Source organism: Pseudomonas huaxiensis, assembly GCF_003231275.1.
In the GTDB taxonomy this organism is placed as follows: Bacteria; Pseudomonadota; Gammaproteobacteria; order Pseudomonadales; family Pseudomonadaceae; genus Aquipseudomonas; species Aquipseudomonas huaxiensis.
Genome location: NZ_QKVL01000008.1, coordinates 90,470 through 116,233, shown reverse-complemented (window position 1 = coordinate 116,233; position 25,764 = coordinate 90,470). Strand labels below are relative to the sequence as shown.

24 protein-coding genes are annotated in these 25,764 nt (G+C 64.5%); 12 read left to right on the top strand and 12 right to left on the bottom strand.

Features of this window, described 5'->3' with window-relative positions; translation table 11 throughout:
- Window positions 1-7 precede the first annotated feature (7 nt).
- From fdxH to DM374_RS12205, 7 genes are all read left to right on the top strand, one after another.
- Window positions 8-901: a formate dehydrogenase subunit beta gene (gene fdxH / locus DM374_RS12235; protein WP_110970038.1), complete on the top strand. Its 894-nt coding sequence runs from the start codon at window positions 8-10 to the stop codon at window positions 899-901.
- Window positions 898-1,545 (top strand): formate dehydrogenase subunit gamma, encoded by a 648-nt coding sequence (locus DM374_RS12230; RefSeq protein WP_110970037.1) that lies wholly within the window; start codon window positions 898-900, stop codon window positions 1,543-1,545. Before fdxH ends, DM374_RS12230 begins: the two co-directional genes overlap by 4 nt.
- Window positions 1,542-2,429: a formate dehydrogenase accessory protein FdhE gene (fdhE, locus tag DM374_RS12225; RefSeq protein ID WP_110970036.1), complete on the top strand. Its 888-nt coding sequence runs from the start codon at window positions 1,542-1,544 to the stop codon at window positions 2,427-2,429. Before DM374_RS12230 ends, fdhE begins: the two co-directional genes overlap by 4 nt.
- A gap of 702 nt (window positions 2,430-3,131) precedes the next feature.
- The gene (locus DM374_RS12220) at window positions 3,132-3,731 is read left to right on the top strand and encodes a 2-hydroxychromene-2-carboxylate isomerase (RefSeq protein ID WP_110970035.1); all 600 of its coding nucleotides are present in this window, start codon (window positions 3,132-3,134) and stop codon (window positions 3,729-3,731) included.
- A 2-nt stretch (window positions 3,732-3,733) separates the two neighbouring features.
- Window positions 3,734-4,438: an SDR family NAD(P)-dependent oxidoreductase gene (locus tag DM374_RS12215; protein WP_110970034.1), complete on the top strand. Its 705-nt coding sequence runs from the start codon at window positions 3,734-3,736 to the stop codon at window positions 4,436-4,438.
- 67 nt (window positions 4,439-4,505) lie between these two features.
- Window positions 4,506-5,093: a TetR/AcrR family transcriptional regulator gene (locus DM374_RS12210; protein ID WP_110970033.1), complete on the top strand. Its 588-nt coding sequence runs from the start codon at window positions 4,506-4,508 to the stop codon at window positions 5,091-5,093.
- Window positions 5,094-5,198: 105 nt separating this feature from the next.
- The gene (locus DM374_RS12205) at window positions 5,199-6,722 is read left to right on the top strand and encodes an FAD-dependent monooxygenase (protein ID WP_110970032.1); all 1,524 of its coding nucleotides are present in this window, start codon (window positions 5,199-5,201) and stop codon (window positions 6,720-6,722) included.
- On the opposite strand, the gene DM374_RS12200 is transcribed toward DM374_RS12205, so the two are convergent.
- Entirely contained in the window at window positions 6,689-7,906 is a 1,218-nt protein-coding gene (locus DM374_RS12200) for a sugar transporter (protein ID WP_110970031.1), read from the bottom strand. The genes DM374_RS12205 and DM374_RS12200 overlap by 34 nt on opposite strands.
- Before the next feature lie 456 nt (window positions 7,907-8,362).
- Between DM374_RS12200 and DM374_RS12195 the strand changes: the two genes are divergently transcribed.
- The 3 genes from DM374_RS12195 to dsdC all read left to right on the top strand — a co-directional run bounded on the left by DM374_RS12195 (window position 8,363) and on the right by dsdC (window position 11,529).
- Complete coding sequence (locus DM374_RS12195) at window positions 8,363-9,055, top strand: GNAT family N-acetyltransferase (RefSeq protein WP_110970030.1); 693 nt, start codon at window positions 8,363-8,365, stop codon at window positions 9,053-9,055.
- Between the two features lie 207 nt (window positions 9,056-9,262).
- On the top strand, window positions 9,263-10,600 hold the full coding sequence (gene dsdA / locus DM374_RS12190) for a D-serine ammonia-lyase (protein ID WP_110970029.1): 1,338 nt from the start codon (window positions 9,263-9,265) through the stop codon (window positions 10,598-10,600).
- On the top strand, window positions 10,600-11,529 hold the full coding sequence (dsdC, locus tag DM374_RS12185; RefSeq protein WP_110970028.1) for a DNA-binding transcriptional regulator DsdC: 930 nt from the start codon (window positions 10,600-10,602) through the stop codon (window positions 11,527-11,529). The genes dsdA and dsdC overlap by 1 nt, the downstream gene beginning before the upstream one ends.
- A 79-nt stretch (window positions 11,530-11,608) precedes the next feature.
- Here dsdC and DM374_RS12180 read toward each other — a convergent pair whose 3' ends face one another.
- The 4 genes from DM374_RS12180 to DM374_RS12165 are packed head-to-tail and all read right to left on the bottom strand — an operon-like array spanning window position 11,609 to window position 15,822.
- On the bottom strand, window positions 11,609-12,727 hold the full coding sequence (locus DM374_RS12180) for an agmatine deiminase family protein (RefSeq protein WP_110970027.1): 1,119 nt from the start codon (window positions 12,725-12,727) through the stop codon (window positions 11,609-11,611).
- A gap of 37 nt (window positions 12,728-12,764) precedes the next feature.
- Window positions 12,765-13,859 (bottom strand): extracellular solute-binding protein, encoded by a 1,095-nt coding sequence (locus DM374_RS12175; RefSeq protein ID WP_110970026.1) that lies wholly within the window; start codon window positions 13,857-13,859, stop codon window positions 12,765-12,767.
- Window positions 13,856-14,764 (bottom strand): N-carbamoylputrescine amidase, encoded by a 909-nt coding sequence (gene aguB / locus DM374_RS12170; protein WP_110970025.1) that lies wholly within the window; start codon window positions 14,762-14,764, stop codon window positions 13,856-13,858. Before aguB ends, DM374_RS12175 begins: the two co-directional genes overlap by 4 nt.
- On the bottom strand, window positions 14,761-15,822 hold the full coding sequence (locus tag DM374_RS12165) for an agmatine deiminase family protein (RefSeq protein ID WP_110970024.1): 1,062 nt from the start codon (window positions 15,820-15,822) through the stop codon (window positions 14,761-14,763). Before DM374_RS12165 ends, aguB begins: the two co-directional genes overlap by 4 nt.
- A 135-nt stretch (window positions 15,823-15,957) precedes the next feature.
- Between DM374_RS12165 and DM374_RS12160 the strand changes: the two genes are divergently transcribed.
- Window positions 15,958-16,827, top strand: coding sequence for a LysR substrate-binding domain-containing protein (locus DM374_RS12160; RefSeq protein WP_110970023.1), 870 nt, complete (start codon window positions 15,958-15,960; stop codon window positions 16,825-16,827).
- A gap of 12 nt (window positions 16,828-16,839) precedes the next feature.
- On the opposite strand, the gene DM374_RS12155 is transcribed toward DM374_RS12160, so the two are convergent.
- From DM374_RS12155 to DM374_RS12140, 4 genes are all read right to left on the bottom strand, one after another.
- A complete protein-coding gene (locus tag DM374_RS12155) occupies window positions 16,840-17,571 on the bottom strand; it encodes a CPBP family intramembrane glutamic endopeptidase (protein ID WP_110970022.1) in 732 nt (243 codons plus the stop codon).
- A 335-nt stretch (window positions 17,572-17,906) separates the two neighbouring features.
- Window positions 17,907-18,515, bottom strand: a complete 609-nt coding sequence (gene leuD, locus DM374_RS12150) for a 3-isopropylmalate dehydratase small subunit (protein WP_110970021.1) — start codon at window positions 18,513-18,515, stop codon at window positions 17,907-17,909.
- A gap of 1 nt (window position 18,516) precedes the next feature.
- Window positions 18,517-19,938 (bottom strand): 3-isopropylmalate dehydratase large subunit, encoded by a 1,422-nt coding sequence (gene leuC, locus DM374_RS12145; protein WP_110970020.1) that lies wholly within the window; start codon window positions 19,936-19,938, stop codon window positions 18,517-18,519.
- Between the two features lie 160 nt (window positions 19,939-20,098).
- Window positions 20,099-20,872 (bottom strand): AraC family transcriptional regulator, encoded by a 774-nt coding sequence (locus DM374_RS12140; protein ID WP_110970115.1) that lies wholly within the window; start codon window positions 20,870-20,872, stop codon window positions 20,099-20,101.
- A 166-nt stretch (window positions 20,873-21,038) separates the two neighbouring features.
- On the opposite strand from DM374_RS12140, the gene DM374_RS12135 reads away from it, so the two are divergent.
- Complete coding sequence (locus DM374_RS12135) at window positions 21,039-22,256, top strand: MFS transporter (protein WP_110970019.1); 1,218 nt, start codon at window positions 21,039-21,041, stop codon at window positions 22,254-22,256.
- Between the two features lie 55 nt (window positions 22,257-22,311).
- Here DM374_RS12135 and DM374_RS12130 read toward each other — a convergent pair whose 3' ends face one another.
- The 3 genes from DM374_RS12130 to DM374_RS12120 all read right to left on the bottom strand — a co-directional run bounded on the left by DM374_RS12130 (window position 22,312) and on the right by DM374_RS12120 (window position 25,696).
- Complete coding sequence (locus DM374_RS12130; RefSeq protein WP_110970018.1) at window positions 22,312-23,982, bottom strand: MFS transporter; 1,671 nt, start codon at window positions 23,980-23,982, stop codon at window positions 22,312-22,314.
- Between the two features lie 693 nt (window positions 23,983-24,675).
- Window positions 24,676-24,990, bottom strand: coding sequence for an AzlD family protein (locus DM374_RS12125; protein ID WP_110970017.1), 315 nt, complete (start codon window positions 24,988-24,990; stop codon window positions 24,676-24,678).
- A complete protein-coding gene (locus DM374_RS12120) occupies window positions 24,980-25,696 on the bottom strand; it encodes an AzlC family ABC transporter permease (protein WP_225422484.1) in 717 nt (238 codons plus the stop codon). The genes DM374_RS12125 and DM374_RS12120 overlap by 11 nt, the downstream gene beginning before the upstream one ends.
- Window positions 25,697-25,764: the final 68 nt, after the last annotated feature.

Here is a 25,764-nt window from a genome sequence, read left to right as displayed (position 1 = left end):
AGCACTCATGTCATACCAGTCCCAGGACATCATCAAGCGCTCCGCCACCAGCGCGCTGACGCCGCCGCCCCAGGCACGCAGTCACCAGGCCGAAGTGGCCAAGCTGATCGACGTGAGCATCTGCATCGGCTGCAAGGCCTGCCAGGTCGCATGCAACGAGTGGAACGACCTGCGTGACGAGGTTGGCCACAACGTCGGCGTCTACGACAACCCCGCCGACCTGACGGCGGAAACCTGGACGCTGATGCGCTTCGACGAAGTCGAGAGCGAAAGCGGCAAGCTCGAATGGCTGATTCGCAAGGACGGCTGCATGCACTGCGCCGACCCCGGCTGCCTGAAAGCCTGCCCGCAACCGGGGGCGATCATCCAGTACGCCAACGGCATCGTCGACTTCCAGTCCGAGCACTGCATCGGCTGCGGCTACTGCATCGCCGGCTGCCCGTTCGACGTGCCGCGGATCAACAAGAAAGACAACAAGGCCTACAAGTGCACCCTGTGCGTGGACCGCGTGTCGGTCGGCCAGGAGCCGGCCTGCGTCAAGACCTGCCCCACCGGTGCGATCAACTTCGGCAGCAAGGACGACATGAAGCACCTGGCCGCCGAGCGCGTCGAGGAATTGCACGGTCGTGGCTTCGCCGGGGCCGGCCTGTATGACCCGCAAGGCGTCGGCGGCACCCATGTCATGTACGTGCTGCAACACGCCGACAAACCGCACCTGTACCACAAGCTGCCCACCGACCCGCGCATCAGCGGCGCGGTGCAAGGCTGGAAAGGCTGGCTCAAACCCGTGGCGGCAGCGGCCTTCTTCGCCACCCTGGCCGGGACCATCTTCCACTATGTCGGCGTGGGGCCCAATGAAGTGGACGAGGACGAAACACACGACGAGGAGACCCACGCATGAACAAGGACAAACTGATCCTGCGCACGCGCTTCATCGAACGCGCGAGTCACTGGCTGATGGTGATCTGTTTCTTCACCGTGGCGCTGTCCGGGCTGTCGTGGTTCTTCCCGTCGCTCAACGGCCTCAACGCGGTGTTCGGCACGCCGCAGATGGCGCGCATCCTCCACCCGTTTTTCGGCGTGGTGGTGTTCGTGCTGCTGATGTTCCTGTTCGTGCGTTTCGTGCGCTACAACCTGCCCGAGGCCGAAGACCGTATCTGGTTCAAGAACCTGCCGCAGGTGCTGTCCGGCAAGCATGAGCCGGCGCTGCAGATCGGTAAGTACAACGCCGGTCAGAAAGTGCTGTTCTGGGGAATCATGGGGCTGATCAGCCTGTTGCTGCTCAGCGGCCTGGTGATCTGGCGGCCGTATTTCGCGCCACTGTTCTCCATCCCGACCATCCGCATCGGCCTGCTGGTGCACGCCCTGGCCGGCATCGGTTTGATCCTGCTGGTGATCGGCCACGCGTACCTGGCGTTCTGGGTCAAGGGCTCGATCCGCGGCATGGTCACCGGCTACGTGTCCCATCGCTGGGCAAAAACCCACCATGACCGCTGGTATCGGCAGATCAGCAACAAGCAGAGCGGAAGCGGGAAAAACCCATGAGCAGTATCCAGATGACCCCGGTGGAACCGGTCAAGGCCGCGGTGGGCGAAATCCCGCCGGTGTTCCTGCCGCTCAACGCCGAGCGCTACACCGCACGGGCCGCGCGCCTGCGCCAGTTGGCTGAAGGCCACCCGATGGCCGACTACCTGAGCTTCGTTGCCGGGCTGGTGGAGGCGCAGCAGCGCGTGCTGGACACGTTGCCGCTGCCCCCCGCGCTGATCGACGCCCTGCCCGAGCGGCTTGGTCAGGACCATCCGCCGCTGGAGTGCACCACCTTCCCGCGGGATGCTTACTGGCTGGCCGCGCTGCGGCAACTGGGCGAGCACCTGGAGCATCCGACCCTGCAAGGTCTGCTGCAACAGAATGCGCTGAGCCTGGAAGCCGCCGCCGATGCGTTGCTCGCCGGCGACTACGAGCAAGTCGACAGCGGCCAGGCGTTGTTCCTCTGGAGCGCGCTGTCGCTGTACTTCAGCCAGATGGCCGCGCATTTGCCGGCCAGCGGCAAGGCCCATGGCGAACAGCGCCAGCACTGCCCCGTGTGCGCCAGCGCGCCGGTTGCCAGCAGCATCCTCACCGGAGCCCGGTCCGGGCTGCGCTACCTGCACTGCGGCTTGTGCGAAAGCCGCTGGCATATGGTCCGGCTCAAATGCAGCAACTGCGAAGCGACCGGCGCGCTGGACTACTGGTCGCTGGACACCGAGAAAGCACCGGTCAAGGCCGAGAGCTGCGGTGAATGCCAGAGCTACCTGAAAGTGTTCTACCCGGAGCATGACAAAGACCTTGAAGTGCTCGCCGACGACCTGGCTTCGCTGGGGCTGGATGCCGAGGTGGAACGTGAAGGGTTTGGGCGTAGTGGCGTGAGTCCGTTCCTGTTTCCGGGATAGAAGCGGGTATCTGGTCATGGCCACCAGGCGCATGCCGGAAGTTCTCTATCGCTCTCAAGACCGAGCGCCGCCCGCGCGGCGCATCGCGACGGTTCGGCGCCCCGACAAGCTCGCTCCTACATCGGTTGCAACGTGCCATGGCCTGACAGAGAGGTGTTGCCTGCCCTTGGCGCTTGGCGATGAGTCGCGAGGAAGCTGTTGAAGCCGACTCGATACCGCGTCGTACAAACAAGGCGTTCAACTATGGCCTGACAGACATAGGCGCGTTGCAAAAAATGTAGGAGCGAGCTTTTCGGGGCGCCGAACCGTCGCGATGCGCCGCGCGGGCGGCGCTCGATCTTGAGAGCACTAGAAAACTTCTGGCATGCGCCTAGTCGCCACTACTCGGTCTTTTTCACAAGCGCCTTCCAACCACCACATGACCGAAAGATGTGTAGATACCATGCAGCCATAGCGCCCGCCCAACAACAGCGTTGCTCCGGCCGACCTCATCACCGGCAAGACCGCCTCCCACAGGGTTTCGCGCCAGGCGATGCGCCGCGCAAGCGGCGCTCGATCTTCAGAGCGCTGAAAAACTCCCGATAAGCCCCCGCCCCACATCACCAATACCCTCGCCCATCTGGATGTCGATTGACATCCACTCAGGATGACAACTAACATCCACATCCAGCAACACTCCCCCACCTGCACAGGAAGAGATCCATGAATCTCCAGTCTGTCTTCGATTACCGCAGTCCCTACGCGTACCTCGCCAACACCCGCCTGCCGGGCCTGAATCACCCGGTCAGCTACTTCCCCGTCGATATCCTCGCCGTGATGAAACAGGTCAATAACCAGCCTTCCCCTGCCTGCCCGCCGAAAGCCCGTTATTCGGGCGTCGATGCCGGGCGCTGGGCGGCGCTGTATCAGGTGCCGTTCGCGCCCAACGGCGCGCTGTTCCAGGCGATGCGTGACGGCCAGTTCGACGGCGCGCTGCTGGTTCGGGCCGCGCTCGCCGCCAGCGAAACCGGGGTATTCGATGTGCTGCACCCGGCGTTGTTCAAGGCCGTGTGGGCCGGCAACGACGATCTGGCAAGCGCCCAGGGCCGCACCGATTTCCTCCGTGCCCTGGGCGTGGACGCGGATATCTGGCAGCGCGCCGACAGCGCCGCGATCCGCGAACAATTAGCCGCCAACGATGACGCCGCCGCGCAACGCGGCGTATTCGGGGTGCCCACGTTTTTCTGTGATGACGAAATGTTTTTCGGCAACGACCGCCTAGAGTTCGTTCGCGCCGCCCTCCAACAGGCAACAGGAGCTTGATCATGACCACGAAGAAAACCGCAATCGTCACCGGCGTCGGCCCAGGCACCGGCGCTTCCATCGTGCGCCGCCTGGTGGCGGACGGTTACCAGGTGGCGATGATCGCCCGCGACGCCCAGCGCCTCGACGACCTCGCCCGTGAGCTGCCGGACACCCACGCCTTCCCCCTCGACGTGACCGACATCCCGCAACTGGAGCGGACCCTGGAGCAGATCGAAGCCCGCCTCGGCCACGCCGATGTGCTGGTACACAACGCCGTGGGCGCCACCTTCGGCACCTTCATGGAGATCGATCCGCAGGCGCTCGAGGTCAATTTCCAGACCAACGTCCTCGCGCTGCTGCACCTTGCCCGCAAGCTCTCGCCAGCCATGGTCGAGAAAGGCCAGGGCGCGATCATCATCACCGGCAACACCTCGGCGCTGCGCGGCAAAGGCCACTTCGCCGGCTTCGCCCCGACCAAGGCGGCGCAGCGCATTCTCAGCGAATCGATTGCCCGCGAGCTGGGCCCCAAGGGCGTGCACGTCGCTTATCTGGTCATCGACGCGGTGATCGACGTGGCCTGGACGCGCAAGCTGCACCCCACCGCGCCGGACAGTTTCTTCATCCAGCCGGCGGACATCGCCGCCGAAGTCGGCCACCTCATCCAGCAACCGCGCAGTGCCTGGTCCTTCCTGACCGAAGTCCGCCCATACGGCGAGACCTGGTGAGGTAAGCCGGGCGCCGGGGACGGGTGTTATCATCCCGCCCCCGGATCACGCTTGAAGGACAGCGACAATGGGCCATTCCCAAGCCAGCAAACAGACCACCCATGACCGCATCGTCAGCATCGCGGCCGAACGCTTCTGCGAGCTGGGGATCGACGGCCTGAGCATCTCCAACCTGATGAAGGAAGCCGGCCTCACCCACGGCGGCTTCTACAAGCACTTCGAATCCCGCGATCAACTGGTGGCCGAGGCGCTGACCGCAGCGTTCCAGCGCTCGGAAGACCCGCAACGCAGCCATCGGGCGGACTTCACCAGCCTGGTCGACGAATACCTGAGCCCCGAACACCGCGACGGCGTCGGCACGGGTTGTGCGGTTGGCGCACTGGTCAGCGATATCGGCCGGGTGCAAGGCGAGGCGCGCGAGCTGTACACGCGCAAGCTGCGGGCGAATTTCAGCGGCATCGCCGCCCTGCTGGGCGATACCCAGGACAGCGAAAAGCGCGCGCAAGCGATCGTCGCCTTCAGCGCGATGGTTGGCGCCCTGGGGCTGGCCCGCGGCGTGGCCGACGAGGCACTGTCCCTGGAAATCCTCTCGACCGTGCAACGTTTTCTGCTCGACAGCTTCGGCGGTGACGGCGAGGCACCCGCGCCAGCCTGATCGCGTCGTTTCCTTCCCCTCACAAAGCATCACAACTGCATCGCAACAGCACATTCCCACCGCCCCTCTACACTGAGCTGACGATCCCAGCGCGGAGGGTGTGGCATGAGCAGCACTGAAGTCCTGATCATCGGTGCCGGTCCAACCGGGCTGGCATTGGCCTTGTGGTTGAGCAAGCTGGGCGTGAGCATCCGCATCATCGATCAGGCCAACGGACCCGGCACCACCTCCCGTGCACTGGCGGTGCAGGCGCGGACCCTGGAGCTGTACCGCCAACTCGACCTCGCCGACACGGTGGTCGAACGCGGCCATCAAGTCCCGGCCGCCAACCTCTGGGTCAAGGGCCGGCAGGCTACCCGCCTGTCCTTGCAGGACATCGGCGCCGGCCAGACGCCCTATCCCTTCCTCGAAATCTTCCCCCAGGACGAACATGAACGCCTGCTGATCGAGCGTCTGCAGAGCTTTGGCGTAGAGGTGCAATGGCAGACCGAATTGCTTGCGGTCAGCCAGGATGAGCAGCGGGTCCAGGCCCGCCTGCGCCGGGCCGACGGCAGTGAAGAGGACTGTGAGGCACGTTATCTGGGCGGCTGCGACGGCGCCCGTTCGGCAGTGCGCAAGGCGCTGGGCATCGGCTTTCCCGGCGGCACCTACCAGCAGGTGTTCTATGTCGCCGATGTGCAGGCGTCGGGGCCGGCGATCAATGGCGAGCTGCATGTGGACCTGGACGAAGCGGACTTTCTGGCGGTGTTCCCGCTGGCCGGCGACGGTCGCGCGCGGTTGATCGGCACAGTGCGCGACGAGCGCGCCGAACACCCTGAAGCCCTGCGCTTCGAAGACATCAGCCGCCGCGCCATCGAGCACATGCAAGTCACGGTCGAGCAGGTCAACTGGTTCTCCACCTACCGCGTCCATCACCGCGTCGCCCAACAGTTCCGCCGCCACAACGCCTTTCTGCTCGGCGATGCCGCCCACGTGCACAGCCCGGCCGGCGGCCAGGGCATGAACACCGGCATTGGCGACGCCATCAACCTGGCCTGGAAACTGGCCAGCGTGCTGCACGGCAAGGCCAGCGAGGAATTACTGGCGAGCTACGAGATCGAGCGCAAGGCCTTCGCCGAACGGCTGGTGGCGACCACCGACCAGGTCTTCAACTTCATCACCGCCGACAACCGCCTGGCCAGGCTGTTGCGCACCCGCGTCGCGCCGGCGCTGCTGTCGCGGCTGACCGCCATGGGTACGGTGCGCAATTTCATGTTCCGCACCGTCTCGCAGATCGGCCTGAACTACCGGCTGATGCCGCTGAGCTTCGGCAGCGCCGGCCATGTGCATGGCGGCGACCGCATGCCCTGGGTAAGTAACGAGACGGGAGACAACTTCGCCGAACTGCGGCGGCCATGCTGGCAGGTGCACGTCTACGGACTGGCCAGCAAGGACCTGGTGGGCTGGTGCGCGGCGCGGCAGATTCCCCTGCAGGTGTTCGCCTGGAGCCCGGCGCATGAAGCTGCCGGGCTGGCGCGCAACGCGCTGTACCTGTTGCGTCCGGACAGCTACGTGGCGCTGGCCGAGACGTCATCGTCCACCGCAGTGCTGGAGCGTTACTTCGCCGAGCGCTCGCTCAGGCCCTGCTGAGCCGGCGCGCCCGCCACGACGAAATAACGCCGGGTGGCATACAGGCACAGCAGCAGCCCGGCCACCGCCAGCGCGCCGCCGACCAGGCCGATATCGCCGAGGGCGAGGTGGGTCGCGACAATGCTGCCCAGCAGCGCGCCGCCGCCGATACCGACGTTGAACAGGCCGGAGAACATCGCCATGGCCACGTCGGTGGCATCCGACGCCAACTTCAGCACTTTCGACTGCAACGCCAGGCTGAAGCACATGATGCCCATGCCCCACAGCGCACTCATCGCGCACAACAGCCACGGCACGCCGGCCAGCGGCAGCAGCATCAGCAGGCAGAAACCCAGCGCAGCGATCGAGGCGATCAGGAAGCTGTGGGGGAACCGTTCGCTGAAATGGCTGAACAGGATCGAGCCGAACACACCGGCGCCGCCGAACACCAGCAGCAGAATGGTGGTCATCTCGCCACTCATGCCCGCCACCTGCTGGGTAAACGGCTCGATATAGCTGTAGGCGGTGAACTGCGCGGTGATCACCAGCACCACCAGCGCATACACCGACAACAGCGCCGGACGTTTGAGCAACACCGGCAGGCTGCGCAACGAGCCGGAGTTCTGGCTCGGCAGCAGCGGCAACGAGCGCAGCAGCCAGAGCAGGGTCAGCACCGCCACCCCGGCGATACCAAAGAACGTCGTGCGCCAGCCCAGCGCCTCCCCGACCACCCGCCCCAGCGGAATCCCCAATACCATCGCCAGTGTGGTGCCCGTAGCCAGCAGCCCCAGCGCCTTGGCCTGCTGGCCCGGCGGCGCTACGCGCACTGCCAGCGATGCGGTGATCGACCAGAACACCGCATGCGCCAGGGCAATCCCCACCCGGCTGACCAGCAACAGGCCGAAACTGGTGGCCAGCCCCGACATCACATGGCTGAGGATGAACAACACAAAGAGGAAGCCCAGCAGCCGGCGGCGCTCGATATTGCGGGTCAGCAGCATCATCGGCAGCGACGTCAGCGACACCACCCAGGCATACACCGTGAGCATCAGCCCGACCTGGGCGCTGGGCATGTCGAAACTACGGCCGATATCGCTCAGCAGCGCCACCGGGACAAACTCGGTGGTATTGAAAATAAAGGCACCCAAGGCCAGCGCGAAAACGCTGAGCCAACTGCCGGTACGGGGTTCAACGGGGCTATTCATGCGGTGCCTGGGGCTCCTGAAGGCTGGGCAAAACACGGACGTGACAAAAGCACCCATGAACCGGTGGTTCGGGTGTGCCAAGCGGGCTTTGTAAGGAAAAGTGAATAGGCCGCAGTCTACGTGAGCCGAACCCGCGTCGCAAACGCTTGCACGACGCTTCGCCAGCGGCAGAGAAAAACCGGCGCCAGATTACCGTCAAAAAACCACCATCGTTTTCCGACCATCTGTAGCCTGGACGAAACCCGCAAAATAGAGCGATAAATCATAAATTACACAATTTGAAACAACTACACCGTTGGCTTTTTGACACGATGGCAAAACGCTGCGCTATACCATGAAAAAAGTTTCATCTTCGCCGCGTTCCCTTGCCGGGCCACCGCCAACGCTGACATCCAAGCACGCCGCCATCGCCCGCATCGATACACCCGAGTCGCCCGAATCCGGGCAGGAGGCAACATGCGTGCACTCAACGAAATCCACGATCGAATCAAACGAAAAGGCCTGCGCCGGACTTTCGCCACCCTCTGGCAACGCTACGTGTTTTTCCACTGGGAGTTGTTATGGATGGAACGCGACCTGACCACCCCGGTCGGCCCGCACAACCTCAAAGACCACCCGCCGGTAAGCCTTGCCCTGATCACTGAAGCCAACGCCGACGCCTTTGCCCGTCATTTCGGCGACCGGGTGGAAACCATGCGCGAACTGGCCCGCGAGGGCCATACCGGACATATGTACCTGGACGAAGCCGGCGACGCGGTGGCATTTATCTGGGCCAGCACCCGCGACTACCACGACCGGCATTACTACGGCTGCACCTTCCCCGTGGCGCCGGGGGATTTCTTCGAATTCGGCGGCGAAATGATCCCCGCCTTCTTTGGCAGCCGGCTGTCGGTGGACGCCCAGGTCAACCTGTGGAACGCGCTGCTGGCCAAGGGCTGCACCCGGGTGGTGGATGTGGTGGAAACCCACAATGTGCCAGCGCTCAAGCTGCACCTGCGCATGGGTTACCACGAACAAGGGCGCGTGGTGCATGTGTACGGGCTGTTCGGGCGTTGGAAGCTGTTCCGCCACGGCCAGTACAACGGCTCGCGGGTGAAACCGCTGTGCGCTCCGCGCTCGACGCCGGTGCCGAAGGCGGAGCTGGCCTGAGAGTGATTATGTGGCGGACAGATGATGTGAAATCACCTGTCCGCTGCCGGGATATCCCTTGTTGTCTGGCGGTGCACTGGCGCTAAATGGCAACCACCGTGGGATAGCACCCGATCTGGCAACAGCGTTGTTCCGGCCGGCCTCATCGCCGGCAAGACCGGCTCCCACAAGGTTCCGCGCCTGCCCCAAAGATGAGGCCTTACACCGATGCCCCTGGAAAAAACCGCTCAAGACTGGTGCAACGCTCACCCCTTGCTTGCCGACCTCGTCGCCCTCAAGGAAAGCACCTGGTTAAACCCCGCCATCGCCCCGTGCGCCGAAGCGCTGGGCGATGTGCCGCTGACCCGCGCCGACATGGATGACGCCAGCGCACGTCTGCAACGTTTCGCGCCCTTTATCCAGTCCGCCTTCCCGCAGACCCGCGAAGCCGGCGGCCTGATCGAGTCTCCTCTGCATCCCCTGCCCGCCCTGCAGAAACTGCTGGGTGCCGACCAGGGCCAACTCTGGCTGAAAGCCGATAACGAACTGCCGATCTCCGGCTCGATCAAGGCCCGCGGCGGCATCTACGAGGTGCTGGCCCACGCCGAGCGCCTGGCCCTGGAGGCCGGCTTCCTGCAGCCGGGCGACGACTACGCGGCGCTCGACAGCGACGCCGCTCGGGCGTTCTTCGGTCAGTACCGCATCGCCGTAGGCTCCACCGGCAACCTCGGTCTGTCGATCGGCATCATCAGTGCGCGGCTGGGCTTCCAGGCCACGGTGCACATGTCCGCCGACGCCAGGCAGTGGAAGAAGGACAAACTGCGCGCCCACGGCGTGACGGTGGTGGAGTACCCGACCGACTACAGCGTCGCCGTCGCTGAGGGTCGCCGCCAGGCCGAGGGCGATCCGTATTGCCACTTCGTCGATGACGAGAACTCCCATCAGCTTTTCCTCGGCTATGCCGTGGCCGCCCTGCGCCTGCAGGGGCAACTGCAACAGGCCGGGATCCGCGTCGATGCCGAGCATCCGTTGTTCGTCTACCTGCCGTGCGGGGTTGGCGGTGGTCCTGGCGGCGTGGCGTTCGGTCTCAAGCAGGTGTTCGGCGACGCCGTGCACTGCCTGTTCGCCGAACCGACCCATTCGCCGTGCATGCTGCTGGGGGTCTACACCGGACTGCATGACGCGGTTTCGGTATACGACTTCGGCATCGACAACGTCACCGCCGCCGACGGCCTGGCAGTGGGTCGCCCATCGGGCTTCGTCGGCCGGGCCCTGCAGCGCCTGATCGACGGCTACTACACCGTCAGCGACGAAAACCTCTACCGTCTGCTGGCGCAACTGGACGCCAGCGAAGGCCGGCGCCTGGAACCCTCGGCCCTGGCCGGTGTGCCGGGCATCCTGCGGGTGCTGCACGAGCAACAGGGTTACCGCGAGCGCCTCGGCCTGACCGGGCGCCACCTGGCCAACGCCAGTCACCTGGTCTGGGGCACGGGCGGCAGCATGGTGCCGGAGGCCGAAATGGCCGCCTACCTCGCCACCGGCCGCCAGTACCTGGGCGCGCACTGATGCTCAACCTTCCGCCGCGGCTGGCGACGCGACTGGGCAGCAGCCAGTTCGCCAACCTGCACACCTTCCTCGTCGCCGCCCGGCACCTGAGCTTTGCCCTAGCGGCGGAGGAGCTGTGCCTGACCCCCAGCGCCGTGAGCCACCGCATCGCCCGCCTCGAACAGGCGCTGGAACTGCGTCTGTTCGAGCGCCTGGCCCGGCGCATCCGCCTGACCGCTGAAGGCGAACGGATCTTCGCCATCCTCGATGACGCCATCGAAGCCCTGGACACCGCCCTGCACAGCCGCGACGCGGACCTCAGCGGCCCGCTGGCGCTGTATGCCCGCCCGTCCATCGCCAATGACTGGCTGGTGCCGCGGCTGGCGGATTTCCACCGCCGTTACCCGCGCATCGCCCTGGATGTGCGGGTCGGCAATGACCCGGTGGACTTCCGCACACAGAACCTCGACCTCGCGCTGGTCTACGCCCGCGGCGAGACGGCCGGGCTGGTCAATCATCACCTGATGGACGAAGCCGTCACCCCGGTGTGCAGCCCGCGCTATGCCGAGGAACACCGGTTGCACGACGCCCCGCACAACCTGCGCCAGTGCACCTTGCTGCACGATGCGCTGGCCTGGGAACACGCGCCGTTCGATGCCGAATGGCGCCGCTGGGCCGAGGCCCGCGACCTGGCGCATTGCCTGCCGGAACGGCGCATGACCTTCGACCGTTCCGACCTCTGCGCCAATGCCGCGATCCATCACACCGGCATCGCCATGGGGCGCCAGCGTCTGGTGCAGCGTTATCTGGATGAGGGGTTGCTGGTGACGCCTTTTGGTGGTTTTGCGCAGCCGGGGGCGTTGGGTTATTACCTGCTGCATCCGCCTTGCCGGGTGCTGCCGGCGCGGGTGGGGGTATTGCTGGAGTGGTTGCTGGAGCAAGGTGGATAGCGCATCGCGAGCAAGCTCGCTCCTACAGCACCTGTAGAAGCGAGTTTGTCGGGGCGCCGAACCGTCGCGATAGGTCAATCTATACCCAAGGCATCTGATGCGTCACACAATGAATCCCCCCACCACCCGCCGCGATCGCGTCGATCTCCACCTGCACGATGTCCCGGTCCGGGTACAGCCCCGAGAGCAATTCAAACGCCGCCTTGTCCGCCTCACGATCCCCAAACTGCGGCGCGATCACCGCGCCGTTGATGACGAAGTAGTTGATGTAGCCCGCAGCGAAATCCGGGTTGTTGCGGCTGAACGGGCTCTTGCGCGGTTTCAGCGGTGGCGACACGGTGTGCACGGTGAGCTTGCGGCCCTCCGCATCCGTCGCGTTGCGCAGGATCTCCAGGTGCGCGCGGGTCACCTCATGGTCATAGGACTGCGGATCGGTATCGAGGTTGGCGATCACCACGCCGGGGCTAACGAAGCGGGCGTAGAAATCCACGTGGGCATCGGTGATGTCCTTGCCGCGAATGCCCGGCAGCCAGATGATCTTGCGCAAGCCCAGACAGGCTTTCAGTTCCGCTTCCACGTCGTCCCGGCTCCAGCCGGGGTTGCGGTTGCCGTTGACCCAGCAGCTCTCGGTCATGATCCCGGTGCCGTGGCCGTCCACTTCGATCCCGCCGCCCTCGCCCACCAGCTCGCTGCGCAGATGCCTCGCCCCGCTTTGCCCGGCCAGTAACGCGGCGACCCGCGCGTCCTTGGAATGGCGTTGTTTGTTGCCCCAGCCGTTGAAGTTGAAGTCCAGCGCGGTCAGGCCTCCTTCCTCGGTGGTGAGGAAGTTGGCGCCGATGTCGCGCATCCAGATGTCGTCCAGTTCGGTGACCAGGAACCGGGTGTTGTCGCTGCCACACAGTTCCTCGGCCAGTTCCCGCTCGTCTTCACGGCAGAGCACGGTCACCGGCTGGTAACGGGCGACGGCGCGGGCGATACGGCCGAGGGCCGCCTGCACATCGGCGGTGAAATCTTCCCAGATCGCCTCCTGCGCACCAAAGGCGATGAAGGCGTGGCGCTGACGTTCGCCCTCGTCGGGCATGAACCAGTCGTCGTCTCCTGCGGCAAAGGCCCGCAACGGCAGCAAACCGCTGCTGGCAATCAGGCCCAGGCTGCTGGCCACGGAAACCTGCCGGATGAACTGGCGGCGTGTCGGCATTTCGTTGTCTCTCACTTCGAGTTGGGGGTACGTGGGGCTAACCGCCGCTGGCGGTCTTGAACTTGGTCCAGGTGCGCATCCGTGCACGCATCGCCGACTGCGCGATGTCCTTGCCGGGAATCAGGCGCTGGAAGCCCGCTTCATCAGGATAGATATCCGGGTTGTCGCGCATCGCCGGATCGACCTGCGGTCGCGCCTTGGCGCTGGAGGTCGGGTAGCCGGTGAAGTTGCTGATGGCCGCCATGTTCTCCGGGCGCATGACGAAGTTGATGAAGGCGTAGGCGTATTCCGGGTGTTTGGCATCCACCGGGATCGCCATGTTGTCCATCCACACCGTGGTGCCCTCGCGCGGGATGCGGTACTGGAAACGCACCGGCTTGCCGGCGGCATCGGCGGCGCGCTGGGCCTGGGTCATGTCGCCGCTGTAGCCGAGGGACAGGCACAGGTTGCCGTTGACCAGGTCGGTGACCGGCTGCGACTGGAACTTGCGGATGTAGGGCCGCAGCTTCAGCAACAACTCGCTGGCCGCGGCCAGGTCTTCCGGTTTGGCACTGCGCGGCTCGCGGCCCAGGTAGTTGAGCACCACCGCCAGCACTTCGTCGGGCGAATCGATGATGGAAATCCCGCAGTCGGCGAACTTCGCCGCCAGCTCCGGCTTGAACAGCAGGTCGAGGCTGTTCACCGGCGCGTCGGCGAGGCGCTGGCGGACCATCTCCTCGTTGTAGGTCAGGCCGATGGTGCCCCAGGTGTACGGCACGGTGGCGCCCGCAGAGTGGGGATAGTGCTTGCGCAGTTGCTGCAGGCCCGGTTCGATATCTGCCAGCGCGGTGATCCGCGCAGCGTCCAGGGCCTGCAGGCTGCCGGCGCGCATCAGCCGTTCGGCCACGGTGTCGCCGGGGAAGATCAGGTCGTAACCACTGCCGGCGGTCATCAGCTTGGCCTCCAGCACCTCGCTGCCGTCCATCACGTCGTAGATCACCTTGATCCCGGTTTCGGCGGTGAAGCGCGACAGGGTGTCTTCGGCAAAGTAATCGGCCCAGTTGTACAGGCGCAGGGTCTTGCCCGGGTCGTCAGCCTGGGCAGTGCCAACCACCAGGCCCAGGAATGCGGCGCACAGCCAGTGACGATTCATCGCGCACCTCCCTGACCCCAGACGCTGTTCTGGCGGCCGTCCAGGCCCAGCAAGGAGCCGTACATTTCCGGGCGACGGTCGCGGAAGATGCCCCAGGTCAGCCGCTCGTCGCGCATGGCGGCGAGGTCGAGGGTCTGCACCCAGACACCGGAGGTCTGGCGATCGGCTTCGCTCAGCAGCTTGCCTTTGTGGTCGCTGATAAAGGATGAGCCATAGAAATCCATGTGCAGTTCCGGGTCGCCGGTCGCCACTTCACGCCCGACCCGGTTGGCCGCCACCACCGGCAGCAAGTTGGCCGCCGCGTGGCCGCGCATGGTCATCTGCCAGTGGTCACGGGAGTCCAGCGCTGCGGCGCCGGGCTCGGAACCGATCGCGGTGGGAAACAGCAGCACCTCGGCGCCCATCAGCGCCAGGCAACGCGCGGTTTCGGGGAACCACTGGTCCCAGCAGATGCCCACGCCGAGACGGCCGAAGGCGGTGTCCCACACGCGGAAGCCGGTATCGCCGGGGCTGAAATATTCCTTCTCCTGATAGCCGACGGCGTTGGGGATATGGGTCTTGCGGTAGACCCCCAGCAGGCGGCCATCGGCGTCGGCCACGCTCAGCGAGTTGAAGAAGGCGTTGCCGGCCTTCTCGAACCAGCTCAGCGGCAGCACCACCCCCAACTCGCGGGCCAGCGCGGCGAAGCGCTGGAGCACACGGCTGTCGCGGTACTCCTCGGCCAGGGCGAGGTGCTTGTGATCCTGCTCGATGCAGAAATACGGCGTGGCGAACAGCTCCTGCAACAGGATGACCTGCGCGCCTTGCGCGGCGGCTTCGCGGACCCGTTGCTCGGCGCGGTCGAGGTTGTCCTGGAGGTTCCAGGTGCAGTGCATCTGAGTGGTGGCGACCGTCAACAGGCTCATGGTTTCACCCCCGCTACCGGCCAGGCCGGCTGCTGCTGGGTAATGCAGTGCACCCCGCCGCCGCCGTGGGCCAGGTGGTTGATCTGCACCGGCACCACTTCGCGCCCCGGGAACGCGGCGGCCAGTACCTGGGCGGCTTCGCGGTCGGCGTCGATGCCGTAGGCCGGCATGATGATCGCGCCGTTGGCGATGTAGAAGTTGGTGTACGAGGCGCAGAACACTTCGGCGGACGGGTCCACTGCGGCGCTGGCTTCATACAGTTCGATCAGTTCGAACGAGCGGCCTTTGGCATCCCGCGCCAGCTCCAGGGCACGGCGGTTTTCCCGCACCACTTCGGCGTACACCGAATCCTGCTCGCGGGTCGCGTCTACCAGCAGCACGCCGGGGCGGGCAAAGGCGCAGACGCCATCGACATGACCGTCAGTCATGTCGCCAGTGACGTAGTCGGGATCGCCCGGCAGCCAGATGGTCTTGGTGATCCCCAGCAGGCGGCTGAAAACCTCTTCCATCTCCGCCTTGCTCACCCCCGGGTTGCGGTTGGGGTTGAGCAGCACCGACTCGGTGGTGATCAGGGTGCCTTCGCCATCGACATGAATGGCACCGCCTTCGTTGGCCAGCGGCGTGCCGAAACAGTCCAGGCCGAGCTGATTGAGCACGCGGCGGGCCAGGCTTTCGTCGAGGTCATGTGCCGACTTGCCGCCCCAGGCATTGAAGCGCCAACTGACCCCGGCCAGGCCATGTTTCGGGTGGCAGACGAAGCTTGGCCCGGAGTCTCGGCACCAACTGTCATTGACCGCATGTTCGATCAGTTCGACGTTGGGTCCGCAGAGATCGGCAGCGCTGGCCCGGCCACTCGGGTCAACCAGCAGCTTCACCGGTTCGAAGCGGGCAATGGCATTGGCGACCCGGGCGAAATCCGCCTGCACATCGGCCAGGGTCACACCCCAGATGCCTTCCCACAGCGCCTGGTTGTGCGGCCAGACCATCCAGGTCGCCGCATGAGGAGCCCATTCTGCGGGCATCGTCCAGCCGCTCGATCCAACGCCATTGCACAGCATGTTTTTCACCTTTCAGTTAAGTATTTTTTATGACTGAAATCCGCTGAGTGCGGAATGGGGTTCATGCTATGGCTTCAACTACGGCGCAACAAACGATAGATTTAGCGCACAACTGATTAGCCGAACTTATCGATAATGCTGAAACACTGGCCCCCATTGAACGCCCTGCGCGGCTTCGAAGCCGCAGCCCGCCTCGGCAGCTTCCACAAGGCTGCGGATGAACTGCACCTGACCCAGTCGGCGATCAGCCAGCAGATCCGCAGCCTGGAAACCTTCCTCGAACAACCGCTGTTCTTTCGCACCGGCCGCAGTGTCAGCCTGACCGATGCCGGCCACGACCTGCTCAGCACCACCCAGGCGCTGCTGCAGGACCTGTCGGTGGGTATCCGCCGCCTGGAGCAGTACCGCAAACCCAACCAACTGGTGGTCAACACCACGCCGGCCTTCGCTCGCCACTGGCTGCTACCGCGTCTGGGTGACTTCCATCGCCAGCACCCGGAGGTGGATCTGTGGCTGTTCACCACCTTCGAAGCGCCGGACATGGCCACCCAGACCATCGACCTGAGCCTGCGCGATGACCTCGAACCGCAGGTGGAATGCAGCTATCAGCCGCTGTTCGACGACCGGCTGTATCCGGCCTGCCACCCCGACCTGATCGACCAGCCGCCTGCGCAGCGCACCACCCTGCATGGCGAGCGCAACATGGACTGGAGCCGCTGGCAGGTATTGGGTGGCGAGGATGTCGGCCAACGCGGCAACGGCCTGAACTTCTCCGATCCGGGGCTACTGCTGGATGCCGCCTGCGAGGGTCACGGGATCGCCCTGGTCAGCCAGTTGCTGGCGGCGCGGGCGCGGGAAAAAGGCTTGCTGCAGCCGCTGAGCGAACGCAGCGTGGCCGGGGCGACATGGGCGTGCCTGATTCATCAGGACAGCGAAAAAAGCGCGATGACCCGGGCGTTCAGCCAGTGGTTGCGGGAGGCGTTGGCGGCGACCGTTGCGCCATAAATCTGGGCCGCTTCAGCCCTGGCTCATCGGCACCGCGATCAACAGGATCGCCGTGCCGTGCGCCGCGATGGCCGCGAGGATGCCGTAGCGCATCCGCAGCAGTGCGCAGACCAGGCCCTCGATCAAGGTGAACGCCAGAATTGGCCAGCCCACTTGCGTGACGCTCAGGGCCAGAAACGCGTGGCAGGCGGCGAAAGCGACGGCGCTGCCGAGGGCAGCGCGCAGGGCGCTGGTGTGCTGTTCCAGGTGACCTTGCAGCATCCCGCGACACAGCACTTCTTCCAGTGCGTTGCCGCCGTACGCCAGCATCAGCAAGCCGCCGAACCAGAGGCCGCCGGCTTCGAATCCATTGCCCTGATACAGCCGCAACGGCAGGCCGATGACGAGACCGGCCAACAGGCCGAGGAACAGCCCAAGGCCAGCATTTCCCCTGCGCCAGACCAACAGCGCCCACAACTCCGGCGCCACCCGTGCCAGCAGAGCGACCAGCGCCAGTGACAGCAGGCCCAGCGCGGCCAGCACCAGCGGGTTGGCGATGAAGCCAATCTGGACCTGATCCGACAGCGACCACAGGCCCTGGGGCGTCATCGCGTCGCGAAGCAGCACGAAGGTCAGCAGCAGGACAAGAATACGCATGCCCGCCTGGTGCTTTGGTGTGAGCCAGAACCACAGGGCGCAGAGCAGGAAACCGGGTGTGAGGTAGAGCAGGTAGGCGCTTAGGCGGGAAAGTCCTTCTTCGAGCATTGCGCGGGGTCCGTGGGCGGCGGTGGGGTGGGCAGTTTAGATGAGGTTTGTGGGAGTTAGGGAAGGTGTTTGGGTCGAAGAGATATTGGGCAAAGGCCATGAGTGCCTGTCACCAAGTGTCAGCCGACTGATCTCTAGGTGTACGGTCCCGGAATGAGACCGAACGCCGCTTGCGCGGGGCATCGCTGGCTTGCCAGCGATTCGCCGTATAAACCCTCACCCCGACTCAAATCACCACCTTCGCCACCTGCTCCTGCAACTGCCGCGACAGCTTGGCAGCCAGGAGAGGTTTTCCTACCCGTGGAAGACATTTTTCCTTGGGTCGATATTGAGCGTCACGCCAGCCACGGATTGGCCCGCAAATGCGCCGCCTCGAAGTCCCGGATCTGCGCCGTCCGCTGCAAGGTGCTGCCGATCGCATCCAGTCCCAGCACCAGCGACTCCTTGCGCAGCCGGTCGATCTCGAAACCGATGGTCTGCCCGTTGCGCAGGCGAATCTCCTGCTCCGGCAGATCAATGCAGATTTCAGCCTCCCCCGCCGCTCCCACCATCGCGCCGATCTCCTGCACCTGCGCTTCCGGCAACTGGATCAGCAACACACCATTGCGCTGGCAGTTGTCGAAAAAGATCCCGGCGAAACTGCTGCCGATCAGGGCTCGTATCCCGAGCTGCTTGAGCCCCCACACAGCGTGTTCACGACTCGAACCGCAGCCGAAATTCGGCCCCACCACCAGAAACCGTGACCACTGCCAGGGTGCCTGATTCAGCACGAATGCCGGGTCGGGCTGACCATCAGGGAGGAAGCGCAGGTCGAAGAACACACCACGGTCCAGCCCGGCGCGGTCGATCCCCTTGAGGAACTGCTTGGGCATGATCACATCGGTGTCGACGTTGGCGGCGAGCAAGGGCGCGGCCGTGCCGCAGACGCTATCGAAAGGTTGCATGTCAGGCCTCCAGGGCGAAGTGGCGAACGTCGGTCAGATAGCCGCTGACCGCAGCGGCGGCGACCATGGCCGGGCTCATCAGGTGCGTGCGCGCTCCGGCGCCCTGGCGGCCCTCGAAATTGCGGTTGGTACTTGAGGCACAACGGTCGCCGGCGGCCAGTACGTCGTCATTCATCGCCAGGCACATGGAGCAGCCGGACTGCCGCCACTCGAAGCCGGCCTCGCGGAACACCTGCGCCAAACCCTCGGCTTCCGCCTGGGCACGGACCAGGGTCGAGCCGGGCACGATCATCGCCCGCACCGTGGCCGCGACCTTGCGCCCGCGTACCACCCGCGCAACGTCGCGCAGGTCTTCGATGCGTGCATTGGTGCAGGAACCGATGAAGGCGTGGCTGATCGCAATTTCATTCAACCGCGTCCCCGCCTCCAGCCCCATGTAGCGCAGTGCCCGTTGCAGGTCCTGGCGGCGAATAAGGTCGCTCTCCAGGGTTGGGTCAGGTACTCGCTCGCCGATGGGCGCGGCCTGGTCCGGGCTGGTGCCCCAGGTGACCATCGGTTCCAGTGCCGCGGCATCCACTTCGACCTCGCGGTCGAACACCGCGCCGGGGTCGCTGTACAGCTCGCGCCAGCGCGCCACGGCCCGCTCCCACAGGGCGCCGCGCGGGGCCCGGGGCTTGTCCTTGAGGTAGGCGAACACTTTGTCGTCCGGCGCCATGAAGGCTCCTCGCGCCCCCGCTTCCACCGCCATGTTGCAGATGGTCATGCGTGCTTCAACGCTCAGGGCATCAATGGCCGGCCCGGCGAATTCGATGGCGTAACCAGTGGCCCCGGCGGCGCCGATGCGACGGATCAGGGCCATGATGATGTCCTTGGACGTCACCCCCAGCCCCAGCACGCCGCGCACGGTGACGCGCAGGGTTTTCAGGCGCTTGTAGACCAGGGTCTGGGTCGCCAGCAGGTGTTCGATTTCCGACGTGCCGATGCCGAAGCCAAACGCCCCCAGTGCACCATAGGTGGTGGTGTGGCTGTCGCCGGCCGCGACCACCATGCCCGGCAGGATGAAGCCTTGCTCCGGCGCTACCACATGCTCGATGCCCTGGCGCTTGTCCAGCACATCGAACAGCTCGATACCGAAGTCCCGGCAGTTTTCCGCGAAATATGAAACCTGCCGCGCCCCACCGGCATCCGCCATCGCCGCGCTGCGCTGCGGTGTTGTCGGGTTGACGTGGTCGACCACACACAGCGTCGCCGAAGGTCGCCACACCGAGCGGCCCGCCTCGCGCAAACCGCTGAACGCTTGCGGGCTGGTGTACTCGTTGGCCACCTGGCGGTCGATGTACAGCAGCACATGGCCGTGGTCGTCGAGGGGGCAGACGGTGTGGGAATCGATGTGCTTGTCGTAGAGGGTTCTCGGGCGGTTCATGGCAGCTCTCGCGAGTGATTGTTATGCGTGTCCGCAAACACGGTGCGCGGCCCCGGGTGAAGGGCCGGCCTGCCAGGAAGCATCATTCAATGCGAATAGAGCATCAATGCAACGAATGGAATATCAAGATTCACGAAACGTGCTGAATCAGGTTCTGCGTTTAACGAAAAAACTGACTCGGTGTACGCCCGAAGTGCTTCCTGAACATCGCTGCGAACGCGCTCGGGCTGTCATAGCCCAGCTCACCTGCGACATCGATGATCTTCTCGCCCACCGCAATCCGCTCCAGTGCCAGCAGCAACCGCGCCTGCTGGCGCCACTGGCCGAAGGTCATGCCGGTTTCCTTGCGAAACAGGCGCTGGATGGTTTTCTCGTCGAGGCTCAGGTGCGCGCTCCAGTCCGCCAGGGTAGAACTGTCACCGGGGTTGTGCTGCAGCGCCGCGCAGACCGTGCACAACCGCGGATCGCTGGGTTGCGGCAGGTTCAGTGGCAAGGTCGGAAGTATCTCCAGTTCGTCGAGAATCAGGCGCATCACCCGCGCCTCGCGGGAGTCCGGCGCGTGCGGGTGACGCATGGCCACCGAGACTTTGATCAATTCACTGAGCAAGGGAGAAACGCTCACCGCGCAGGTTTGCGCGGGGAGGTCGAATTGCCCGTCAGGCTGGACGAACACGCTGCGCATCTTCACTGCGCCGACGCAGCGGATCGAGTGCACTTGCCCCTTGGGCATCCAGATGCCGCGGCTTGGCGGCACGGTCCACTGGCTGTGTGCCGAACGCACCACCATCACGCCCTCGATGGCGTAGATCAGTTGATGCTTTTCATGGGCGTGCGGCGGGATCTGCCAGTTTTCCGGGTAGTCGGTGGCGCTGCTGCTGAGCGTCCAGTCGGCCTGGTCGATGGCGCGGAGAAATTCATCCAGTGGTCTGATCATCATGCCCTTTTCTCGACAGTCGTCTCCCGAATCGCGTGAGACAGGCATTCACCCGGCGCCTAGCATAGCCCTCGCGTCACTCGATCCTGAACCCCCGTGAGCGCATTTTTTCGCTGGCCGCAGTGCCGGCAGCGAATGCGCCGCGCCTTGCCCCGGAAGGTCCAGCATGTCCACCAGTACCACCGCGTCATCCTTCTCCACCGCATCGGTCGCGAGCCAGGCCAGCCCCTTGGTCATGCGCGTGATCGGCGCCTGCGCCCTCGCCCACCTGATCAATGACTTGATCCAGGCGGTGCTGCCGTCGATCTACCCGATCCTCAAGGCCAACTACGGCCTGAGCTTCACCCAGATCGGCCTGATCACCCTGACCTTCCAGCTCACTGCCTCGCTACTGCAACCCTGGGTCGGTTACCACACCGACCGTCATCCCAAGCCCTGGCTGCTGCCGACGGGGTCGATCTGCACGCTGATCGGCATCCTGTTGCTGGCCTTCGTCGGCAGTTTCGAGTCGATCCTGCTCGCCTCGGCGCTGGTCGGCATCGGCTCGTCGACCTTCCACCCGGAGGCCTCGCGTATCGCCCGGCTGGCCTCGGGCGGCCGCTACGGCCTGGCGCAATCGACCTTTCAGGTCGGCGGCAATGCCGGCAGCGCCTTCGGCCCGTTGCTGGCAGCGGCGATCATCATTCCTTATGGCCAGGGCCACACTGCCTGGTTCGCTTTGTTCGCGCTGTTCGCCATCGGCGTGCTCTACGGTCTGAGCCGCTGGTACCGCGAGCACCTGACGCTGTTCAAGCTCAAGGCTGGCAGCCAGGCCACCCACGGTCTGTCGAAAGGCCGGGTGACCTTCGCCCTGGTGGTGCTGGCACTGCTGGTGTTCTCCAAATACTTCTACATGACCAGCTTCACCAGCTACTTCACCTTCTACCTGATCGAGAAATTCGACCTGTCGGTGGCCAGTTCGCAGCTCTACCTGTTCCTGTTCCTCGGCGCGGTTGCGGCAGGCACCTTCTTCGGCGGGCCGATCGGTGACCGCATCGGCCGCAAGGCGGTGATCTGGTTCTCGATCCTTGGCGCCGCACCGTTCACCCTGGCGCTGCCCTACGTGGACCTGTTCTGGACCAGCGTGCTGAGCGTGGTGATCGGCTTCATCATGGCCTCGGCGTTCTCGGCCATCGTGGTGTATGCGCAGGAACTGGTGCCGGGCAATGTGGGGATGATTGCGGGGATTTTCTTCGGCCTGATGTTCGGCTTCGGCGGGATTGGCGCGGCGCTGCTCGGGTATCTGGCGGATATCCACGGCATCAATGAGGTGTACACCTTGTGCTCGTACCTGCCGTTGCTGGGGATCCTGACGATTCTGTTGCCGTCGACCAAAGGCGTGTGAAGCTTCCGGGCCTTATCGCTGCAGTTCTGCTGCGATAAGGCCCGAAAACGTCAGTTCAAAGAATCTCTCGATCCTTGGTTTCCGGCAGGAAGAAGGTGCCGAGGATCGCCGTCATCACCGCAATGACGATCGGGTACCACAGCCCGTAGTAGATATCACCGGTCGCCGCAACCATGGCGAAGGCCACGGTCGGCAGGAAACCGCCGAACCAGCCGTTGCCGATGTGGTACGGCAGTGACATCGAGGTGTAGCGGATCCGCGCCGGGAACAGCTCCACCAGCCACGCGGCGATCGGCCCGTAGACCATGGTCACGTACAGCACCAGGATGGTTAGCAGCAACAGCACCATCGGGTAGTTGGTCTTGGCCGGGTCGGCTTTTTCCGGGTAGCCGGCGTCTTTCAGCGCTGTGCCAAGGGTCGCGGTGAAGGCGTCGTTGTTGGTCTTGAAGTCCGCCGCCGGCATACCAGTGCCTTCGAAGCTGGAGATCACCTTGTCGCCAATGCGAATCTGCGCCACCGAGCCCGCCGCGGCTTTCTCGTTCACGTAGGGGATGGCTTTTTTCGCCAGCACGGTCTTGGCCAGGTCGCAGGAACTGGTGAAACGCGCCTTGCCCACCGGGTCGAACTGGAACGAACACTGCGCGGGATCGGCGATCACCGTGACCGGGTTCTGCGCCTGGGCGCGGTAGATGTCGGGGTTACCGAACTCGGTCAGGCCCTTGAAGATCGGGAAGTAGGTCAGCGCCGCGAGGATGCAGCCAGCCATGATGATTTTCTTGCGACCGATGCGGTCCGACAGGCTGCCGAACAGGATGAAAAACGGCGTGCCGATCAGCAGCGAGCCGGCGATCAGCAGGTTGGCGGTCTGCGGGTCGATCTTGAGCATCTGCAGCAGGAAGAACAGCGCATAGAACTGCCCGGTGTACCAGACCACCGCCTGCCCCGCCGTACCGCCGAGCAGCGACATGATCACCACTTTGAGGTTGTCCCAACGGGCGAAGGATTCGGTCAGCGGCGCCTTGGACGCCCTGCCTTCGGCCTTCATCTTGTTGAACACCGGTGACTCGTGAAGCTGCATGCGGATGTACACCGAGACGATCAGCAGCAGGATCGACAGCAGGAACGGAATCCGCCAGCCCCAGTCCTCGAAGGCCTCGGTACCGAGGATAGTGCGGCAGGCGAGGATCACCAGCAGCGAGAGAAACAGGCCGAGGGTCGCGGTGGTCTGAATCCACGAGGTGAAGAAACCGCGTTTGCCGGGGGGTGCGTGCTCCGCCACGTAGGTCGCCGCCCCACCGTACTCGCCACCCAGCGCCAGACCCTGCAACAGGCGCAGGGTGATCAGGATGATCGGCGCCGCCACGCCGATGGTGGAATAGCTGGGCAACAGTCCCACCACGGCGGTGGAGACACCCATGATGACGATGGTGATGAGGAAGGTGTGTTTGCGCCCGATCATGTCGCCCAGGCGGCCGAAGAAGATCGCGCCGAACGGTCGCACGGCAAAGCCGGCGGCGAACGCCATCAGGGCGAAGATGAAGGAGGTGGTTTCATTGACGCCGGCGAAGAAGTGCTTGGCGATGATCGCCGCGAGGGAGCCATAGAGATAAAAGTCGTACCACTCGAACACCGTACCGAGGGACGAGGCGAAGATCACCTTGCGTTCCTCTTTGGTTATACCGCGCCTGGGTTCGCTGCCAGGGGTCGTACTGTCGACTGCCGCCATGATGTTCTCCGTCTTGTTCTGGTAGGCCGGAGCTTCCCGCGATCCATTCGCACGCACTCTGGCCAAGAGAGGCTTATGACTTCGGATCACGGACTGCGCCGGGCCTTTGGAACAGGCGGCGGCCTCGCTTTTTTGCACGCACGCTTGAAGCATAATCAGCCTTGGCGAGATATCCAGTCGCCATCACCGATGAGAGCATGGGAGTTGCGTCTGGGGCTGGGGCTCCCATGGGGTTCCGCGCCAGGCGCTGAAATTGAGTTCCGCTCAACACCCGGTGGGAGCTGGCTTGCCAGCGATAGGCATGGGGATCTACACATCTTTCGGTCATGTGATGGCTGGAAGGCGCCTGTCAAAAGACCGAGTAGTGGCCACCAGGCGCATGCCGGAAGTTCTCTATCGCTCTCAAGACCGAGCGCCGTCCGCGCATCGCGAGCAAGCTCGCTCCTACATTTGTTACAACGCGTCTATGTCTGTCAGGCCATGGCACGTTGCAAACCCATGTAGGAGCGAGCTTGCTCGCGATGCGCGGGCGGCGCTCAATCTTGAGAGCGCTGAAAAACTATCGGCTAGCACTTGGTGGCCATGACCAGATCCTCTGACAGGCAACTCGTGGCCGTCACACAATTCCGAGATGTGCAGATACCCATGCAGCGATAGGGCCAGACCTGCTCCGGCTGGCATCATCTCCGGTTTTCAGCCCGCCAACTGACGAAACAGTGCCGCCGCGACAACCCCGGCAGCAATTGCCGGCAGCGGCTTCTTCACCAGCAGCATCACCAAGGCCGTGCTCGCCAGCGCCACCCGCGCGCCGTTGTCGCCACTCACCGCCAGCGGCGTCAGCACCGCCACCAGCACCGAACCGGACATCGCGCCGATAAACTGCTGCACGCGGTGGCTGATGGGCACAAAGGACATCACGAACACCCCGCCCCAGCGTGTCGCCAGGGTCACCAGCGCCATGACCAAAATGATCAACAGCGGTCCGTTGCCGCTGGTTTCAATGTTCATGTTTCTTCTCCATCCACAACGCCCCGACGATCCCGCCAGCCAGCGCGCCGACTACCACATGACTGTTTTCCGGCAGATACCAATAAGCCAACAGCGCGGAACCAGCAGCGATGGCCCAGATCAGCAGCATGCGCAGGTTCTTCTGCCCGCCCACCACCATCGCCAGCAGGAAGCAGCCCATGACCATGTCCAGGCCCCAGCTCACCGGGTCGCTCACCAGATTGCCGAAATACAGGCCCAGCCAGGTGCCGAGGATCCAGGTGCTCCACAACGCGAGCCCGCCGCCCAGCAGAATGCCCAGCCCCGACTTGCCGGCGGACAGCGCCTGCATCGACATCGCCCAGTTGGCGTCCGACACCACCAGCATCACCCCGTAGCGCCGCGCACGCGGCAGTTCGCGCAGCCACGGATACAGCGTGGCGCCCATTAGCAGGTGGCGGGCATTGATGGCGAACACGGTGACGATCAACGGCACCAGCGGCACCTGATCGCCCCACAAATCCAGCGCGGCGAATTGCGACGCGCCGGCAAACACCAGGGTGCTCATCCACATGATCGAAACACCATCCAGCCCTGTCTGCGCCGCAGCCAGGCCAAAGGCCAGACCGAACACGACGACGAACATGGAAATAGGCAGCAGTTGTTTAAACCCGCCCCAGACTTCATTGAACCCCAGCTCCGTGGAACCCTTGGCAACCGACAACACAACTACCTCCTCTGGCGATCTCTTGGATGGAACGCTACGTTCAAGCGTGTACGGACGCCGCCACTATC

What these genes read in the sequence shown, in the direction of transcription:
- DM374_RS12135 (WP_110970019.1), top strand. Translation starts at nt 21,039, where the DNA reads ATGTCCACCAGTACCACCGCGTCATCCTTCTCCACCGCATCGGTCGCG.
- aguB (WP_110970025.1), bottom strand. Translation starts at nt 14,764, where the DNA reads ATGAGCCTGTTGACGGTCGCCACCACTCAGATGCACTGCACCTGGAAC.
- DM374_RS12205 (WP_110970032.1), top strand. Translation starts at nt 5,199, where the DNA reads ATGAGCAGCACTGAAGTCCTGATCATCGGTGCCGGTCCAACCGGGCTG.
- dsdC (WP_110970028.1), top strand. Translation starts at nt 10,600, where the DNA reads ATGCTCAACCTTCCGCCGCGGCTGGCGACGCGACTGGGCAGCAGCCAG.
- DM374_RS12230 (WP_110970037.1), top strand. Translation starts at nt 898, where the DNA reads ATGAACAAGGACAAACTGATCCTGCGCACGCGCTTCATCGAACGCGCG.
- fdxH (WP_110970038.1), top strand. Translation starts at nt 8, where the DNA reads ATGTCATACCAGTCCCAGGACATCATCAAGCGCTCCGCCACCAGCGCG.
- DM374_RS12125 (WP_110970017.1), bottom strand. Translation starts at nt 24,990, where the DNA reads ATGAACATTGAAACCAGCGGCAACGGACCGCTGTTGATCATTTTGGTC.
- DM374_RS12140 (WP_110970115.1), bottom strand. Translation starts at nt 20,872, where the DNA reads ATGATCAGACCACTGGATGAATTTCTCCGCGCCATCGACCAGGCCGAC.
- DM374_RS12220 (WP_110970035.1), top strand. Translation starts at nt 3,132, where the DNA reads ATGAATCTCCAGTCTGTCTTCGATTACCGCAGTCCCTACGCGTACCTC.
- dsdA (WP_110970029.1), top strand. Translation starts at nt 9,263, where the DNA reads ATGCCCCTGGAAAAAACCGCTCAAGACTGGTGCAACGCTCACCCCTTG.
- DM374_RS12200 (WP_110970031.1), bottom strand. Translation starts at nt 7,906, where the DNA reads ATGAATAGCCCCGTTGAACCCCGTACCGGCAGTTGGCTCAGCGTTTTC.
- DM374_RS12175 (WP_110970026.1), bottom strand. Translation starts at nt 13,859, where the DNA reads ATGAATCGTCACTGGCTGTGCGCCGCATTCCTGGGCCTGGTGGTTGGC.
- DM374_RS12165 (WP_110970024.1), bottom strand. Translation starts at nt 15,822, where the DNA reads ATGCTGTGCAATGGCGTTGGATCGAGCGGCTGGACGATGCCCGCAGAA.
- DM374_RS12160 (WP_110970023.1), top strand. Translation starts at nt 15,958, where the DNA reads ATGCTGAAACACTGGCCCCCATTGAACGCCCTGCGCGGCTTCGAAGCC.
- DM374_RS12130 (WP_110970018.1), bottom strand. Translation starts at nt 23,982, where the DNA reads ATGGCGGCAGTCGACAGTACGACCCCTGGCAGCGAACCCAGGCGCGGT.
- leuD (WP_110970021.1), bottom strand. Translation starts at nt 18,515, where the DNA reads ATGCAACCTTTCGATAGCGTCTGCGGCACGGCCGCGCCCTTGCTCGCC.
- DM374_RS12215 (WP_110970034.1), top strand. Translation starts at nt 3,734, where the DNA reads ATGACCACGAAGAAAACCGCAATCGTCACCGGCGTCGGCCCAGGCACC.
- fdhE (WP_110970036.1), top strand. Translation starts at nt 1,542, where the DNA reads ATGAGCAGTATCCAGATGACCCCGGTGGAACCGGTCAAGGCCGCGGTG.
- DM374_RS12155 (WP_110970022.1), bottom strand. Translation starts at nt 17,571, where the DNA reads ATGCTCGAAGAAGGACTTTCCCGCCTAAGCGCCTACCTGCTCTACCTC.
- DM374_RS12210 (WP_110970033.1), top strand. Translation starts at nt 4,506, where the DNA reads ATGGGCCATTCCCAAGCCAGCAAACAGACCACCCATGACCGCATCGTC.
- leuC (WP_110970020.1), bottom strand. Translation starts at nt 19,938, where the DNA reads ATGAACCGCCCGAGAACCCTCTACGACAAGCACATCGATTCCCACACC.
- DM374_RS12180 (WP_110970027.1), bottom strand. Translation starts at nt 12,727, where the DNA reads ATGCCGACACGCCGCCAGTTCATCCGGCAGGTTTCCGTGGCCAGCAGC.
- DM374_RS12195 (WP_110970030.1), top strand. Translation starts at nt 8,363, where the DNA reads ATGCGTGCACTCAACGAAATCCACGATCGAATCAAACGAAAAGGCCTG.